This window comes from Paenibacillus oryzisoli, assembly GCF_001653565.1.
GTDB lineage: Bacteria > Bacillota > Bacilli > Paenibacillales > NBRC-103111 > Paenibacillus_E > Paenibacillus_E oryzisoli.
In genome coordinates, this window is sequence record NZ_LYPB01000090.1 from 156,339 (window position 1) to 173,267 (window position 16,929).

14 protein-coding genes are annotated in these 16,929 nt (G+C 45.7%); all 14 read left to right on the plus strand.

Going from position 1 to position 16,929, the window contains the following annotated elements; translation table 11 throughout:
- Positions 1-16: 16 nt before the first annotated feature.
- The 14 genes from A8708_RS29980 to A8708_RS30045 all read left to right on the plus strand — a co-directional run bounded on the left by A8708_RS29980 (position 17) and on the right by A8708_RS30045 (position 16,925).
- Positions 17-1,744 (plus strand): glycoside hydrolase family protein, encoded by a 1,728-nt coding sequence (locus A8708_RS29980; protein WP_068669917.1) that lies wholly within the window; start codon positions 17-19, stop codon positions 1,742-1,744.
- 60 nt (positions 1,745-1,804) lie between these two features.
- Positions 1,805-2,482, plus strand: coding sequence for an aspartate/glutamate racemase family protein (locus A8708_RS29985; protein WP_068669918.1), 678 nt, complete (start codon positions 1,805-1,807; stop codon positions 2,480-2,482).
- Positions 2,479-3,744 carry a ribulose-bisphosphate carboxylase large subunit family protein gene (locus tag A8708_RS29990; RefSeq protein WP_068669920.1) on the plus strand — a complete coding sequence of 422 codons (1,266 nt, stop codon included), beginning with the start codon at positions 2,479-2,481 and terminating at the stop codon, positions 3,742-3,744. The genes A8708_RS29985 and A8708_RS29990 overlap by 4 nt, the downstream gene beginning before the upstream one ends.
- Positions 3,744-5,168, plus strand: coding sequence for a four-carbon acid sugar kinase family protein (locus A8708_RS29995; protein ID WP_239696898.1), 1,425 nt, complete (start codon positions 3,744-3,746; stop codon positions 5,166-5,168). The genes A8708_RS29990 and A8708_RS29995 overlap by 1 nt, the downstream gene beginning before the upstream one ends.
- Positions 5,169-5,222: 54 nt before the next feature.
- Positions 5,223-6,323, plus strand: a complete 1,101-nt coding sequence (locus A8708_RS30000) for a Gfo/Idh/MocA family protein (RefSeq protein WP_068669922.1) — start codon at positions 5,223-5,225, stop codon at positions 6,321-6,323.
- A 17-nt stretch (positions 6,324-6,340) separates the two neighbouring features.
- Positions 6,341-7,489 carry a CaiB/BaiF CoA transferase family protein gene (locus tag A8708_RS30005; RefSeq protein WP_068669924.1) on the plus strand — a complete coding sequence of 383 codons (1,149 nt, stop codon included), beginning with the start codon at positions 6,341-6,343 and terminating at the stop codon, positions 7,487-7,489.
- Entirely contained in the window at positions 7,482-8,666 is a 1,185-nt protein-coding gene (locus tag A8708_RS30010; protein WP_239696899.1) for a CaiB/BaiF CoA transferase family protein, read from the plus strand. The genes A8708_RS30005 and A8708_RS30010 overlap by 8 nt, the downstream gene beginning before the upstream one ends.
- Before the next feature lie 33 nt (positions 8,667-8,699).
- Positions 8,700-9,149 carry a MaoC family dehydratase gene (locus A8708_RS30015; RefSeq protein ID WP_204787671.1) on the plus strand — a complete coding sequence of 150 codons (450 nt, stop codon included), beginning with the start codon at positions 8,700-8,702 and terminating at the stop codon, positions 9,147-9,149.
- A 14-nt stretch (positions 9,150-9,163) separates the two neighbouring features.
- Positions 9,164-10,315 carry an extracellular solute-binding protein gene (locus A8708_RS30020; protein ID WP_068669929.1) on the plus strand — a complete coding sequence of 384 codons (1,152 nt, stop codon included), beginning with the start codon at positions 9,164-9,166 and terminating at the stop codon, positions 10,313-10,315.
- An 18-nt stretch (positions 10,316-10,333) separates the two neighbouring features.
- Positions 10,334-11,167: an amidohydrolase family protein gene (locus A8708_RS30025; protein ID WP_068669931.1), complete on the plus strand. Its 834-nt coding sequence runs from the start codon at positions 10,334-10,336 to the stop codon at positions 11,165-11,167.
- Positions 11,164-12,162, plus strand: coding sequence for a hypothetical protein (locus tag A8708_RS30030; RefSeq protein ID WP_204787672.1), 999 nt, complete (start codon positions 11,164-11,166; stop codon positions 12,160-12,162). Before A8708_RS30025 ends, A8708_RS30030 begins: the two co-directional genes overlap by 4 nt.
- A gap of 351 nt (positions 12,163-12,513) precedes the next feature.
- Complete coding sequence (locus A8708_RS30035; RefSeq protein ID WP_068669936.1) at positions 12,514-14,733, plus strand: helix-turn-helix domain-containing protein; 2,220 nt, start codon at positions 12,514-12,516, stop codon at positions 14,731-14,733.
- 311 nt (positions 14,734-15,044) lie between these two features.
- Positions 15,045-16,043 carry an NAD(P)-dependent oxidoreductase gene (locus A8708_RS30040; RefSeq protein ID WP_068669938.1) on the plus strand — a complete coding sequence of 333 codons (999 nt, stop codon included), beginning with the start codon at positions 15,045-15,047 and terminating at the stop codon, positions 16,041-16,043.
- A 60-nt stretch (positions 16,044-16,103) separates the two neighbouring features.
- The gene (locus tag A8708_RS30045) at positions 16,104-16,925 is read left to right on the plus strand and encodes a sugar phosphate isomerase/epimerase family protein (RefSeq protein ID WP_068669940.1); all 822 of its coding nucleotides are present in this window, start codon (positions 16,104-16,106) and stop codon (positions 16,923-16,925) included.
- Positions 16,926-16,929 lie beyond the last annotated feature (4 nt).

The following is a 16,929-nucleotide window of genomic DNA, read 5'->3' on the forward strand; positions in this document are numbered from 1 at the left end:
AAGGAGCGAAACATAGATGTCTGAACGTCGTTTAATTCCCGATACACTTATGCTGGAGGAACGTGCCGCTCACGCCATTAATGCCATGATTGGCATGGCGGATCGCGATCATAATTTTATTCCGTTTTTTGCAGCTGATTTGATGCATAAACCTGCCTTCATGACACATGGCGATTGGGATTACGGTTCATCGCATGGACGAATGATCGATGGTCTCATCCTTGCTCGGCATATGTCAGGAGAGGAGTTCGGCAAGGAAGTTGAAGAGCGATATCGCGCGAATCTGTTGTCTTTTTTCAAAGAAGACGGCATGAGCTATAGACAGATTAACCCAACGCATGATTGGGAGCCTAATGCTAATTTGATTGATCAGCGGGCTGTCATTTTATCCTTGACGTCATGGTTTATGGAATCAGGCGACCTGAAGGTGAAAGAAGTTGCTGATCGCCATGTGGCGGCTTTAAAACGTATCGCGATTAAAGAGCGCGATGTTTGGTATTATCCGGCTTCCGAATATAAAGAAACGGGTTGGCCTTCGCGCAATGCGATTCAGCTGCGTTTAGCGCCCGATCCGGCAGCATTTTGCGGTCGATTGGTGATGCCTTTATTGAAATATCATGAGTTGACGGGCAACCAGGATGCTTTTGAACTGTGCCAATTTTTCACAGCGCTGATCATCGAACGAAGCGGCGTATTTAATCAAGACGGAAGCTTCAACGATTCTCTCGCGTATCGAAGTGGGCATTTCCATACACGCATTGGTACGCTTGATGCAATCGCGAGATTTGGTGCATGGACAGGTGATGCTGCCATGTTGGCTTGGGTCAAGAAAAGCTACGATTGGGCGCTGACCAAATGTACGACTTTTGGATGGACACCAGGTGACTTGCATGAACAAGCCTACGAACATGAGACATGCTCGCTGGTTGATTTGATTGCTACAGGGATTACTTTAGCGCAAAGCGGTTATGTGGAATATTGGGGCACGGTGGAGCGGTTCTTGCGCAACCATCTGGCAGAATCGCAATTGCTAGATCTGGATTGGGTAGAAGAAACAGACGATAAGTCCTGTGACATTCATGCGAACAAAAGCTTCTATAAAGTAGCGGAGCGCACGCGAGGTTCATTTGCCGGGTACTCGGCGCCTAATGATTTTGTTTGCGATGTGATTGAAGGGCGCGGTCATATGAACGATTTACAGATCTGTTGTCTAGGCTCTGGAACGCGCGGTCTCTTCATGGGTTGGAGTCACACGATCACGGAGAAAAAAGGTACGATCAGTGTCAATTTCCTTTTGAACCGCGGTTCGAAATGGCTGGATGTCAGCTCCTACCTGCCTCACGAAGGGAAAGTCGTCCTCGATATTCACACGGATATTTCAAGGCTGCAGATTCGAATTCCAGAGTGGGCTGGCTTTACGAAAATCAAGTATGTGCGTGAACGTAATGGCGAAGTGATCGAGGGGAAGGGAAGCGAAGCGAGCAGCTGGGTGAACAAGCACTTTCTCTTACTTGGTTCCGCAGTCGCAGGCGAGAAAATTACGGTGACCTTCCCGCTAAGCTTACGCAAAACGTTAGAGAATGCGGTTGGCCAAACATTTGAAACGGAATGGCGCGGGGACGATGTTGTGAATATCACGCCAAAAGGCAAGAAAAAGCCGTTGTACAGCGGACGTCAAGTGTTTGAAGAGGCGCCAATGCGTACTGGGGATTATCGCCGATTGGATAAGGAATTTGTCTGGTAAGGCATGGAATCATTCGCAGTCTGCTCATCTTGCTGAGCGGATTACACAAGGAGGAGTACGATGCAAACGGTAGTTGCAATCTACACAGGCCAGGGCTTAGCAGAACCTTTGAAAAAGGTGTTTCAAGAGCTGCTGCCGGATATTCGCCTTATTAGTATTATTGATGATAGCTTAATCGGTGATGTGAACCGTGCAGGGCACATTCCGGATCTCGTGTCTCGCCATCTGGTTCAGTATTATCGGCATGCAGAGGAACTTGGAGCTGACGTCATTCTCAATACGTGTTCCTCTGTTGGGGACGTAGCAGAGGTTGCGCGTACAGTCATCGGGATACCGATTGTTCGAATTGATGATTCGATGGCCGCCAGAGCGGTAGCCAGCTATGCACGGATTGGCGTGTTGGCAACGCTGCCGTCAACCTTGGAACCGACATTACGACTCATTCAGAGTAAAGCGGATGAAGCAGGAGCTCAGGTACAGCTTGTGAGCGGACTCGCGGAGGGGGCCTTTGATGCTCTGATCAGAGGTAACCCGGAAGAGCATGACCGTCTATTGCTGGAAACGGCGAAGCGGGTTGCGGAAACGGCCGATGTATTGGTATTGGCGCAAGGCTCGATGGCGCGTATGGAGCAAGCGCTGGCCGAGGCGACCAGCACGCCAGTTCTTTCCTCGCCTAGATCGGGCGTCGAGCAGGTGAAGGCGCTGCTAACTGCTGCCTTGGAGGCGAAAAAAGCATGAGTCAAGATCGCGTAACAGCTGTTTATTTGGTAGAAACAGCGTACACCTTGGAACGGGCAGCTGCTTGTATTGCTGGCGAACAGTCAACCGGGACGTTCACCTCTGTCCCGGGAGAGACGTTGACACTTAAGGACTTATATGGCGCAAAAATAGAGAATATTGAACCTCTCGAGGAAGTGAACGCCCCTTCACTTCCAGGGGCTAAGACGCCAGCCAATCATGACGGTCGATATCGGCGTGGACGTGTGACGGTGTCGTTTCCTCTCCATAACTTCGGACCCTCCATGCCTAATTTAATGTCTGCTGTTGCTGGCAATTTATTTGAACTTCAGGAACTGTCAGGGCTTAGATTGCTAGATCTGGAGCTGCCGGACGCGTTTGCGGCGAGATATCCAGGTCCAAAATTTGGGATAGAAGGAACAAGGAAGCTGACAGGCGTCTATGATCGACCGATTCTTGGGACGATCGTTAAGCCGAGCATCGGCTTAACAACAGACGAATTATCAACATTAGTAGGGAAGCTGGCGAGAGCTGGCATGGATTTCATTAAGGATGATGAGTTGAATGCGAATCCACCTTGCGCACCTTTGGCTGATAAAGTGGAAGCGGTCATGGAAGCTGTTGAAAGGGCTGCAGATGCCACAGGCCGCAAGCTTATGTATGCATTTAACATTACAGGTGATTATGATGAGCTTCAAAGAAATCATGATTTGGTCGTAAAAGCAGGCGGTACCTGCGTGATGGTTAGCATCCTGAGCATCGGGTTGTCGGGGCTTGCGTTTTTGAACCAGTTCAGCGAAGTTCCGATCCATGGACATCGCAATCAATGGGGTATGCTGACTCGCTCACCGTTGCTGGGGATAGAGTTTACGGCCTATCAAAAGCTATGCCGATTAGCCGGCGCAGATCAGTTGCACGTGAATGGTCTAAATAGTAAGTTTTACGAGAGTAATGAATCGGTCGTTCGCTCTATAAAAGCTTGTACTTCCCCTCTCTTTGGCGGCTACAGCTCGCTGCCAGTCGTATCCTCAGCCCAGTGGGCAGGGACCGCTCCGGCTACCTATGCAGCAACGGAAACTGTGGATGTCATGCACTTGGCCGGCGGAGGCATGTTGGCGCATCCAGATGGTCCTGCAGCAGGTTTTGAGAGTATGAAGCTAGGTTGGGAAGCAGCGGTTCAGGGCATCCCTCTTGACACCTATGCGGCTCAGCATCCTATTTTGCAAAGGGCGATTGAGAAATACGGGAAGGGTGAGGGTTAGTGGACGAATCCCCGGTAGTAATAGGTCACAATGCCGTAAGTTCAGTGATGAAAAGGCTGCTCTGTTATTATGGTGATGATTTTACTGGTTCCACGGATGTACTCGAATCATTGTTTCATTCCGGATTAAGAACTGTCTTGTTCTTAGAGCCGCCAGCACCTGAAGTGCTTGAGCGATTTCCGGATGTTGCGTGCTTCGGCGTGGCTGGGGTGGGACGTTCCTTAACGCCGGAGGAAATGGAGACGGAACTGCGCCCAATATTTACAACATTAAAAGCAGCTGGAGCTGCCGTCGTGCATTATAAAGTTTGTTCAACCTTTGACTCTTCGCCTGGCACTGGCAATATCGGCAAAGCAGCGGAAATTGGGCGGGATGTGTTCGGCGGCCGATTTATTCCGCTGCTGGTTGGTGTACCATATTTGGGCCGTTATACGCTGTTTGGCAACCATTTTGCCATGGGTGGAGGGACGGTACATCGGCTTGATCACCATCCAACGATGTCCAACCATCCTGTTACACCAATGGCGGAAGCAGATCTGCGTAAGCATTTGGCGAAGCAGACTGCTCTGAGAACAGCTCTATTGGATATTTTGGCGCTAGACGGCACTGATGCCCAGGTACGAGAGCGCCTTGAGAAGGTCATCCAGCAAGAAAAGCCTGATCTGCTTCTATTTGATGTCTTGGATGAGCGGCGATTGGAAGCAGCGGGCAGACTGATTTGGGATGAGGCAGCGGAGCGAGAAGGAATATTTGTCATCGGCTCCTCCGGGGTTGAGTATGCGCTAGGAGCAATTTGGCGCAAAGCATTAGGGACATCAGCTGGGGCAGGGACTGAAACGCCAAAAAGAGAGAGTAGTCAAGTGTCTCCATCTCCCCTGCTCGTAATTTCAGGCAGCTGTTCGCCAGTCACAGAAGAGCAGATTCAACATGCCTTGGAAGCAGGATTTGTAGGGATTCGTGTACCAACAATTGAACTGCTCATGGAAGAAACGCAAGAGGCTGCCCGCGTAAAGCTGCAGCTGGAAGCTGGGCAATGGCTGTCCCAGGGGAAGCATGTCATGATGTATTCGGCAAGGGGTCCAAATGATGAGAGCATCGCAGCCCTACGCGAGGTTTTGGCCGATAAGGGAATTAGGGCGGAAGAGAGCAGCAGATTGTTAGGCGTGGCTCTAGGCTCTATAGCTAAAGAGCTAGTAAAACAGCTTGGCATTACTCGTATTTTAATTGCAGGAGGAGACACCTCAGGGTATGTGACGAGGGAGCTAGGGGTGTATGCGATTGAATGTATAGCTGCACTGGATCCGGGAGGGCCGCTCTGCCGTGCTTATGCGAAAGACCCTCAGTTTGAGGGTCTTGAACTAGTGCTCAAGGGCGGACAGGTGGGCACTGCGAATTTTTTTGAAAAGGTTGCCGGTTACAGATAAGGCATTAGTAGGGTCTAGTCGTACAACTACGGACAAATGTAAAGGTGGGCTAACATGGACGTTAAAGATCACACTTCATGGTTGGATCTAGACTATAAACCGAAGCTGCCCAAGAACAAATCTTTCGGTATCGGGATCGTGGGCGCTGGTGAAATCGTAAGCGAAGCGCATCTTCCGGCCTACCGTATGGCAGGGTTTAATGTTGTCGGGATCACCAATCGAACAAGAAATAAAGCGGAAATCGTCGCAAACAGGTATGACATTCCCAAGGTATACGATACCGTGGAAGAACTGATTTTCGACCCGGAAGTCGAGATTGTTGACATTGCGCTAACCGCGGATTTACAACCGGATATCGTGAGAATGGCCGCTGCGGCCGGAAAACACGTCCTATGCCAAAAGCCGCTTGCAGACAGCTTTAGCTCCGCTAAAAGCATCGTCGACATGTGTGATCGCGCAGGCGTCAAGGGAGCGATCAACCAGCAAATGCGGTGGGCTCCCGGCATAAGAGCGAGTCACTCGATCATTCAGCGGGGCTGGCTCGGAGAAGTGACCCAGGCTACCATTCAGGTGAATGTGAACACGAATTTTGCCAACTGGTCATTTTTACGGGAAGTCGATACGCTCGAGGTCATGTACCACAGTATACATTACATGGATGCCATTCGATTCTTGTTGGGTACACCCGAATATATTTATGCGGATGGGGCCAAGTATCCGGGACAAAGTGTGAAAGGCGAGACCAGAACGATGCTGCATATGAAATTTCCTGGTGAGACAAGAGGACTCGTTCATGACAACCATAATAACTGGGCAAATGTGGAGGATTGGTTCGCGACTTTCCGATTTGAAGGGACAAAAGGAATCATTAATGGGACGAACGGCGCGTTGTATAACTATCCTGTTGGCAGAGAGGATACAATCAGCTTTATTTCGAAAGAAATTGACCCCAATTATTGGTTCAGCCCAACGCTTGAGGGCAAATGGTTCCCGCATGCATTCATGGGGACAATGGGAGAATTGATGAGAGCAATTGAGGAAGATCGCGAACCTGAGAATAGTGTTCGAGATAATTTGTTAACGATACAGATGTTATTTGCGGCCTATCGGTCCATGGCTGAAAATCGGCCCGTCCGTTTGGATGAAATTCAATAAATGTTGAGGTGTAAGTGATGAGACCATTGGAAGGATTAGTGGTGCTAGAGTTTTGCCAGTATTTGTCCGGACCCTCAGCGACACTTCGTCTGGCCGATCTGGGTGCAAGGGTCATTAAAATTGAACGGCCAGGTTCTGGTGACGGCTGCCGCCAACTGTTGTTGAACAATCTTGAAACGGACGAAGGCGGCGTTCTGTTTCAAACGATTAATCGTAACAAAGAAAGCTACGCCGCCGACTTGAAAAATCCGCAGGATCTGGCCAAGCTCATCAAGCTGATCGGTCAAGCGGATGTATTGGTTGAAAACTTTCGTCCTGGGACCTTGGAGAAAATTGGGCTTGGCTATGAGGATGTGAAGAAAATAAATCCTCGTATTGTCTACGGAACGGTTACCGGTTACGGAAAAGAGGGACCTTGGAAAAACAAGCCAGGACAAGATCTTCTCGTTCAATCCTTGACGGGCCTCGCTTATTTGAATGGGAATGGCGATCAGCCTCCGATGCCGTTCGCGCTTGCGATAGCTGACATGATCACGGGCGCGCAGTTAGCGCAGGGCATTATGGCCTGCCTGGTTCGACGCGGACGGACAGATGAAGGCGGGCTTGTCGAGGTAAGTTTGCTAGAATCGATGCTTGACTTTCAGTTTGAGGTCTTGACTACATATTTGAATGATGGTGGTCAATTGCCTGAGCGCAGCCATATTAACAATGCCCATGCTTATTTGGGTGCGCCATACGGCATTTATGAAACGCAAGACGGTTATATCGCACTAGCGATGGGTTCCATCGTCCGTCTGGGACAATTGCTCGAATGTCCAGAGGTGGCGGCGTTTACCGATCCGAAGGAATGGTTTACGCGCAGGGATGAGATTAAGGGACTTCTTGTCGAGCATTTGAAGCAGCGAACGACGGAGGAGTGGCTTAGTGTATTAGAACCTGCGGATTACTGGAGCTCTGACGTGTTTACTTGGGATAAATTAATGAATCATGAAGGGTTCAAAATACTGGATATGATTCAGGAGGTAGGCCGTCCCGGTCAGCAACCGCTTAGGACGACACGTTGTCCAATTCGGATTAATGGTGAACGCATCAAATCCGCACAATGGGCGCCCTCCATCGGTGAAAACAATGCGAAGATTGAGAGCGACTTCAATCTGAATGCGTAATGAGAGCGGTGACAACATGAGCGGAGTTACTTTTACAAAACCTCTTGAAGGCATGCTGGTTCTCGATTTCAGTCAATTTCTTTCCGGCCCCTCGGCGGCGCTGCGTTTAGCTGACTTGGGGGCTCGCGTGATCAAAATTGAACGACCAGTGGTCGGGGACATATGCAGGACACTATATATATCGAATCTGGAGCTTGATGGTGATAGCACGCTCTTTCATTCGATTAACCGTAACAAAGAAAGCATTGCTGCTGATTTAAAGGATTCGGAAGATGTTCGACTGGTCAAAAGGCTGATCGAGCAAGCGGATGTACTCATTCAGAATTTTCGGCCGGGCGTGATGCAAAAACTTGGTTTGGACTACGAAGCAGTGAAAGCGATCCATCCAAAGTTGATTTACGGTGAAATCACAGGTTACAGCAATGAAGGTCCATGGGTTGGAAAGCCGGGCCAGGATTTGCTTGTCCAATCACTCTCAGGTATGACTTGGTTAAATGGTGATCAGGGGCAACCGCCGACGCCATTTGGCTTGGCCCTTGCCGATATGTCGGCAGGCGCCCATCTTGTTCAAGGTATTTTAGCTGGACTGTTACGAAGAGGAATTACGGGGGAAGGCTGCCATGTTCAGGTTAGTTTGTTTGAATCGATACTGGATTTTCAATTTATGGAACTAACTACTTTCCTGAATAATGGCTGCCATTTGCCGGTTCGAAGTGAGATTCACAATGCTAATCCGTACATGGGAGCGCCATACGGAATTTACCGGACGAAGGACGGCTTTCTGGCATTGGCGCAGGGATCTGTAACGGAGTTAGGAAAGCTGCTGCAATGCGAAGGTTTGCTAGGTTATGCGGATCCCCATTCTTGGCTTACCGAAAGAGACGAGATTAAAAGAATAGTGTCTGATCATCTCCTAAGAAAAAGCACCAGAGAATGGTTGGATTGCCTTGAACCGGCTGGCTTTCCCTGCGCGGAGGTATTGAATTGGAACCAGCTTATGCAGCAGGAAGCTTTTCAAACGTTGAACATGATGCAAGAAGTAAGGCGCAGTAACGGCTCCGCTATGATCACGACTCGTTGTCCGGTGCGAATAGACGGTCAGTTGCTTCCTTCAGCTAAAGGTTCGCCGCGAATTGGCGAGGATACGTTGAAAGTACGTAATGAATACCAACTGTAATATATCAAGTTTTCCAGAGGAGTGACGATGAGCATGCGATCCATTTTTTTCGAAGATTATGAAGTTGGCGCTAGCCGAGAAACCTTTGGCCGTACGATAACTGAAACTGATATTGTGGTGCACGCGGGGCAAACGGGTGATTTCTATCCTCACCATATGGACGCAGAATGGTGCAAAACTCAAGATTTCAAGCAGCGAATCGCGCATGGCACTTTGATTTTTAGCGTCGGTGTCGGCATGAGCGCAGGCGAAATTAATCCGGAAGCGTTCTCGTATGGATATGATCGATTGCGTTTTATCAAACCGGTTTTTATCGGGGATACGATTCGTGTACGAATTACAATTAAAGAGAGAAGAGCTTATGCGAAGAGAGAAGATCACGGTATTGTTGTGGAACAAGTGGAAGTGATCAATCAGCATGGAGCCGCCGTATTGGTCTGCGAACATTTACTATTGGTAAAGAAGAAATCGTTGCAAGGGTAGAATGGAGGATCTAGATGATAACGATTCGAGGGATGACTTGGCAGCATGAACGGGGAGTAAATCCACTGGTTGCCGCAGCTTCCGACTATAACCGAATGCATCAGTGCGTCAAGATTGAATGGGATGCCCGTTCTTTACAGGACTTTGAAAATTATCCATTGGAGCTTCTCGCTGATCGATATGATTTGATCATGATTGATCATCCTCACCTTGGTGCGGCTATTTCCGAGAACCTGCTGCTGCCGTTAGATGATCTTCTATCTCCTTCGTATATAGCCGATCAAAAGTTACATCGTGTTGGATTAAGCTTCGATAGCTACACCTGGGAGGGACGGCAATGGGCGCTTGCGGCAGATGCTGCGGCCCAGATTGCTGCTTATCGCGAAGATCTGCTCCAAGCCGCAGGATTAGAGGTACCACGCAGTTGGGACGATGTGTTTGCGTTAGCTAAGAAGCTTCCGAAAGGAAGTCGGATTGGACTTCCGCTGGTACCTGTACACGCATATGCCAGTTATTTTACGTTATGCGCACAAATTGGCGGTGAAGCCTTCTGGAGCCAGGATGCGGATATTCCATATACTGTTGGAGAAGAGGCGCTTAGCGTACTTATGAATTTACTGGCTGTTTCGCATCGGCAATCGGCCACAGTCGATCCGATCGGTATGTACGAATTGATGTCAACCACTAATAAGATTGCTTATGTTCCTTTGATTTACGGGTACTCCAATTATGCAAGAGAAGCTTTCCGCCCTAGTCTTATCCGCTGCACGAATATTCCTTCCTCGAACGGAAGCCCGAGTGGGAGTATGATCGGCGGGGTCGGCTTGGCCATCTCCTCACGTTGCAAGTATCGTGAACATGCTGTCAACTTTCTCCAGATGACCGTAAGCGGTGACTATCAGAAATCATCTTTTGTTCAAAACGGTGGACAGCCTGGGCATTTGCGTGCATGGAAAGATGCTGAAGTAAATCGGGTCACAAATGGATTTTTCAAAGATACGCTGGAGACGCTTGAGCTTGGTTCTATGCGACCGCGGTTTAATGGCTATATTGGATTCCAAGACCGTGCAGGCGCAGAGATCCAACAGTTTCTACTTAAGGGAACCGAAAGTTCACGTACGCTAGTTCATCGACTTAACCAATGGGTTCACGATTATAAAAAGTGAGAGATGGGAGGAACCTGTGTGAAGGTTGATTCACATCAGCATTTTTGGAATTTTGAACGTATCCCGTACCACTGGCCGACTGCGGAGACGAAATCGATTTACAGAAATATTGAAGCGCCTGAACTTGAGCCATTCTTGGTAGCGTGCGGCGTAGACAAAACCATTCTTGTCCAGGCAATGAATCATTATGCGGATACGGACTATATGCTTGAGGTGGCCGAACAGTATTCTTGGGTCGCCGGTGTTGTTGGTTGGGTTCCTCTTGATCGGCCGGATGAGGTTTCGAGAAAGCTTGAAACGTATCTCAAGAACCCCTTTTTCAAAGGTGTGCGGCATCTCAACCACGAAGAGCCAGATCCCGATTGGGTGATTCGTCCTGATGTGATGGAAGGGCTGAAAGTGTTAGCAGCAGCAGGTGTTCCGTACGATTTGGTGGCTATTTTCCCCGAGCACCTCAAACATGTTCCAACATTGGCAGAAAACATTCCGAATCTCAAGTTGGTTATTGATCATTTGGCAAAACCGCCGATTCGGGAAGGTTTATTTCAACCATGGGCGGATGGCATGGCGATCGCTGCTCAGTATCCAAATGTGTATGCGAAAGTATCGGGATTAAATACGGCAGCGATCTGGGATCGATGGTCATCCAATGACATTAAGCCTTATATCAATCATGCAATGGACGTCTTCGGATCTGGACGGTTAATGTTCGGCAGCGACTGGCCTGTGGCCAATCTTGCCGGGGATTACTGCAAAGTGTGGAACGAAACGAATCGCGCGATAGCGGACTACAGTCAGGCAGATCGCGAAGCCATTCTGGGCGGGACTGCAGCTAGGTTCTATCATTTGTGATGAAGAAAATATTGCCGATGAAATATCCAGAGATCACTTCCTATAGCATCCAGTCAAATGTACTTTCAATAATCGCAAATTATGAAGAGACATTGCCGTGGTACCACTCACATTTCGTACAACTCTGTTGTGATAAACAATCATTAATGATAGGTTTTACAGACTGGGCTCATAATGACACGATATTTGTCCCCCGGCAACATGTCGATAATAGTTTAATAAAAATTAAATGGGAATCAAACATCTGCGAGTTTCTAATTAATTCAATTAATCTTGATTTTTATAATTATTTTTATATTGATGAATATTACATACCTGACTCAAATGCATATCAATCATATAAATTTGTTCATAACGTCTTTGTTTATGGCTACGACATTGAAGAGGAAATATTTTTTATTGCCGGTTCCTTGAAAGATGGCAAGTACATGTTCACTAGATGTACTTTTACTGAATTGGAGAATGCTTATCAAAGCGTTAGTCCAATCGAAGACTTGTTGGGAGGAGTATCTATGTATAAATACAAGAAGATCTCCGTTGATTTTGACCTAAACTTTGTCGTCAATTCAATAATTGAATATCTCTATTCGAAAAATTCCTTCCAATACGATAAACGACTTCATATTTATAAAGACCAATTCATTTACGGTATATCTGTATATCAGCATCTAGATGATTATTTAAGCCGTCTACTGCACGGTGAAGATAAAAAAATTGATAAACGACCTTTCCATGCACTTTGGGATCATAAAAAATGTATGCTTTCTAGAATAAAATACATGGGGACCAACAACTTACTTAAGAACGCTGATCGTTTGTTTGTAAAATACCAAATAATTGAAAGAGAAACATTGTATCATAGAAACTCGATTTTGAAGTACTCCTTAACTAAGAATAAAGATGTGGTAGAAAAAATAAGACATGGAATAAACAGGCTTGTAGAAAATGAAATGACATTATTAAATTGTTTTTTGGAATCGATTACTCCGCTATAAATGTATGACAGAGGCTTGTAGTGAATAAAACTGTTCTCCCACCCAAGTAGAATACAATCTCACAAGTTCTATGAGGTTGTGATCTCTGAGTGTTATAGCCCCGATGAGCTTGTATAGTCATCGGGGCTTTTTTTATGTTTGCTTTTACGTAATAAATGATATCAAGCTCAAGAATAGCCACTGCCATCGTATTTCTATATGATCGTTGAAATGTACCATTGCAATTGTTGAACCGTCGTTATATATATATAGTATATTTAAATAGGATAGGAAAAATGGTGTTCCCTACACACTAACAATGATCGTTCGTAAATTTATGTATGCGCTTTATTTATAGGAGGTGATGCCCAAATGAATCCGTTTAAAACACAAAAAGGGTTTTACAAAATATTAGTGATGTTTATCGTAGCCATTAGTATTCCAGCTATCACAATTGGCTATTTGGGTATTCGTAACAGTACGACACATATTATTAGACAGGTAGATAAATCTAGTAATTTTCTCTTGCTTGAAAAGAAATTGTTTATCGAGCAGCAGATGTCCGAAATTGAAAATGTGATGAAGCAAATCATGGCAAGTGATGAAGTGTGGAAAATGTTCGAGCCGAATGTGACGTATGCAACCCGATCTCAAACCATGGTAGAAGTAATCAAGTATTTTAACAAACTCGTAGGTACGAACAAAATGATTACTTCCATTTATCTAATAAATAAAGAAGAAGATTATGTAATCACCGATTCCAAATATAGTTTGAATGACTTCTATGACCAAGATATCTTACGGACTGATCCAAGAGGGATTTTCACGGTTTTGCAGCCGCGTAAAGTTATTATGCTTAATGGTATCCAAAGGAATCTGCTTAGCACTGTTCGAACTTTTAAGGATGTATCCAGTAATGCCGCGATGCAAATTGTCGTTAATATGGATTACCGTGATTTTTTGAGCAGTCTTCAAACGAGTGAGAATCCGAAACCAATGGACCTGCTAATCTTCAACGATAACAACCAAATCATAGTAAACAATACGGGTATCGAACAGGAACTGTTACAGAAAGAGTTAACAATTATCCGGAATGCGGAAGGTTCCTCACTACAACATACAATAAATGACTCGACATATTTCATGAGTAAAACACATTCAGACTTGCTAGGATGGTCAGTTGTTTACGAACAACCTTTTGAGCAAGTTGTCGATTCAACCAAGCTATTGAGGAATGTTCTTATTTATTCGTTATTGATCGTGTTGCTTTTATCATTCGTAATGGCTTATTTATTTTCTTACTTTTTGTACAGACCGCTCGCACGGCTTGTTTCTGATATTCGTAAAAGGATGAAGATAGGAAAGGGAAGAGATGAATACACGCTTATCGATGGCGCGGTTAATACCTTATTTCAAGAAAATCATACGTTGCAGTCTCAATTCGGTCTAGCTTTTCCTTTCATGAAGCAGCACTCTGTGTTTGAATTGTTGAGTGGTAAAGTTTGGGATGATGAAAAATTCCATGCGATTGTCCAATTACTTGGTAAGTCGTTTGATATGTCGCGATTTGTAGTCGGAGTTTTTGATTTCGAAAATAAGGAATTGACAGATAGTTTAATTGAGAAAGTCGAACTATTCTTTGATGAGCGATTTCAGGCAACCCTGCATTCTTCGATGAGTGAGCGTCGACTAGTTATCATTGTGAATACAGAACTAGAAAAAGATGATATCTACGAGTTATTTGGGGAACTGAAGGAAACGCTGAATGAAGCTGACGTAGAAATTACTTTGGCCATTAGCCCGGTTTTTGAAAGTCTGGATAAGTTATTTCTTGCCTATCAAGAAGCGCTGCAGCTTCTTAACCGTAAATTCTTTATTGGTAAAAATGAAATGATTGTTAAAGAAACCGTGGATGTCACGGAGTCGAACGGTAGATTTTACGATAAGAATCTTGAAGAAACTTTACTGGATAGTATCCGGTCTCAGAACCTTGAAAAGTCAATGGAAGTGGTAAGTGACTTAGTTCGAATGTTAGCCAGTCAGCCCTACTCAATCGCATATGTTAAATACGCGATATTCCAAGTTTGTACGAATATTATTGGCGCTTTGGCAGAGGTAGGGGGCCGTTTAGAAGAAGCAGGAATTGATGGTCCGAGCATTTGGAATAGTGTGCAGTCAGCAGATACGCTCGCAGAACTTGAGCAACTACTCATACGCTTTATAAGCCAAAGTATGAATGTGACAGCAGATTTAAAGCATAAACAACATACGGAACTCGTAGGAAAAACAATGGAATTCATCCAGAGGCACTATCACTTGGATTTATCTTTAAAGGATGTTTCGACGAATGTATATTTAAGTCCCGGCTATTTAAGTTCAATTTTCAAAATGGAAACTGGGATGACCATTTTGGATTATATAACGCAAGTTCGTATGGAAGAGGCAGTTAAGTTGATTATGAGCTCAGATGCGAAGATCCAGGATGTCGCCCTAGCGGTAGGTTACAATAATACGCAAAGTTTTATCCGTCTATTCAAGAAAGCATACAAAATGACACCTCTTGAGTATCGCAGGAAGATCATTTTGACGTAATTGAAGATGAAAATGCTCCCTCTACTTGGAGAATTTCGGTGGAGGGAGTATTTCTTTTGTTTAACAAGAGCATTTTTTTAATTCTGGAAAGTTTCTTACAAAGGTGATTTCCGGAAATGTAAAGGGGATATCGGGCAATTCGATAAAAATATGGGGAAAATACCATTGAGATTCCTTGTATTTCATATTGATCGTTAGATTGGTTCATTTACGATGCCCTGAAAAGATCTATATACTTGGGGTGTAGCCATCTGAAAGCCCTTTCAATATTAGGATGTGCTATGAAGAAAATATACAGGGGGGATAAAGAAATGAAACTGCTGCACATCGGTGAAGCCGATTCCCGACTTCCAACAGAGGGACCGTTCTTAGATGCGCTGCGGGAGGTTGGGGAGCTAATGGTCATTCGTAACGATGGCACGATGACGGATGAAGAAATGGCATCGCACATTCGGGAGCATGATGTCCTTCTTACGATTTGGGGGTCAAGTCCTGTGCCCAAACAGATCGCAGAGAATCCTGGTCGGCTATCTTACATCTGCAACATTTCGGGAGGAATCAAAGGTTGGATACCACTTTCAATTATTGAAGCAGGCATACCGGTAACCAATTGGGGAGATGCCATTGCAGCGGATGTAGCGGAAGCTGCATTTACACTCCTACTGGCTTCATTAAAAGAATTGCTTCCACAACAGTTGTCGGTACGATCAGGCGGTTGGCATCGAAATGACCGTCGCGTGGGCATGATGTATGGCTTAAGAATCGGGATTTATGGTATGGGCGTAATTGGAAGAAAGTTTGTTGAATTTCTTCGCCCATTCGAATGCCACATCCATTATTATGATCCATATTTGTCTTCAACTACAACACTAGAGGGCTGTAAGCGTTACGACGGTCTAGTGGAGCTTGCTGCTGATTGCGACGTGCTTGTCATTCATGCTGGTTTGACGGAAGAAACCCGGAATTCGGTTAACGCAGAAGTATTGTCGCATTTGGCGGACTATAGTATTGTCATTAATACGGCTCGCGGAGACATTATTGATCAAGATGCACTATTTGCTGAACTGCGAGAAGGGAGATTACGAGCTGGGCTCGATGTCATTGCGGATAATGATAGGCTCGCAGATGACCATCCGGCACGTATGTGGCCAAATGTACTATTTACGGCACATGATCTCTTCTATGCAACTTGGAATATGCCACAGTTACAAAGATACGAACGGATATGCTTGGATAATTTACAACGCTTTCGAGATGGCAAACCGCTGCTGTTCAAGTTCGATCGGGATCGGTATCTGCGAAGCACATAATTAAGCCGTATCTTGTATGAACAGCAGGAAACAATAAAAAAGATCTGGGAGACGGACATTATGAAGCTATCGTTCACAACGCTTGGATGTCCGACATGGTCATGGGAGCAAATCATCGACGAAGCGGTTCGTTACGAGTATGACGGTGTTGAACTTCGAGGTATTTCAGGGGAACTGCGATTAAGTCAATGTGATGCTTTGCGTGGTGATCGCTTAGAGGCTTCCATAGCCTATGCTGCAGCGCAAGGAATCAAGATCATTTGTCTGGATACTTCGTGTGTATTCCATAATGATAGTAATTTCGCTGCAGCCATTGAAGAGGGTATGGAAACTATAGACTTGGCTGTTAAAATTGGCGCTCCTTATATTCGCGTATTTGGCGACTTAATTCCGATCGACCAGAAAGAATCCATGATCGTTCGCCAAGTTGCCCGAGGCTTGCAGATGTTAGGACTTTATGCCGAAAACAAAGGGATCAGTGTGCTTCTAGAGACACACGGCGATTTCTCTTCATCCCAACGGATTCTTGATGTCCTTCGGCAAACATCGTCGCCGGCTATAGGGATCATTTGGGACGTTCATCACACGATAAAGTATGGTGTCCAAGAAACACCGTTTGAAACGTGGCGTCAACTACGGCCTTATATCCGGCATATCCATCTCAAAGATGCACGGGGGGAAGGTAAAGACATTACGCCAGTTCTTGTCGGTAAAGGAGATTTGCCTCTACCAGACATTATAAAACTCCTTTCTGAAAGCGAATACAAGGGATGGCTTTCATTTGAATGGGAAAAAAAGTGGCACCCTGACATTGAGGAACCTGAAATTGCACTACCGACGTTTATATCATACATGCGCCAGCACAATCATTTATTCGGCTAAAAAA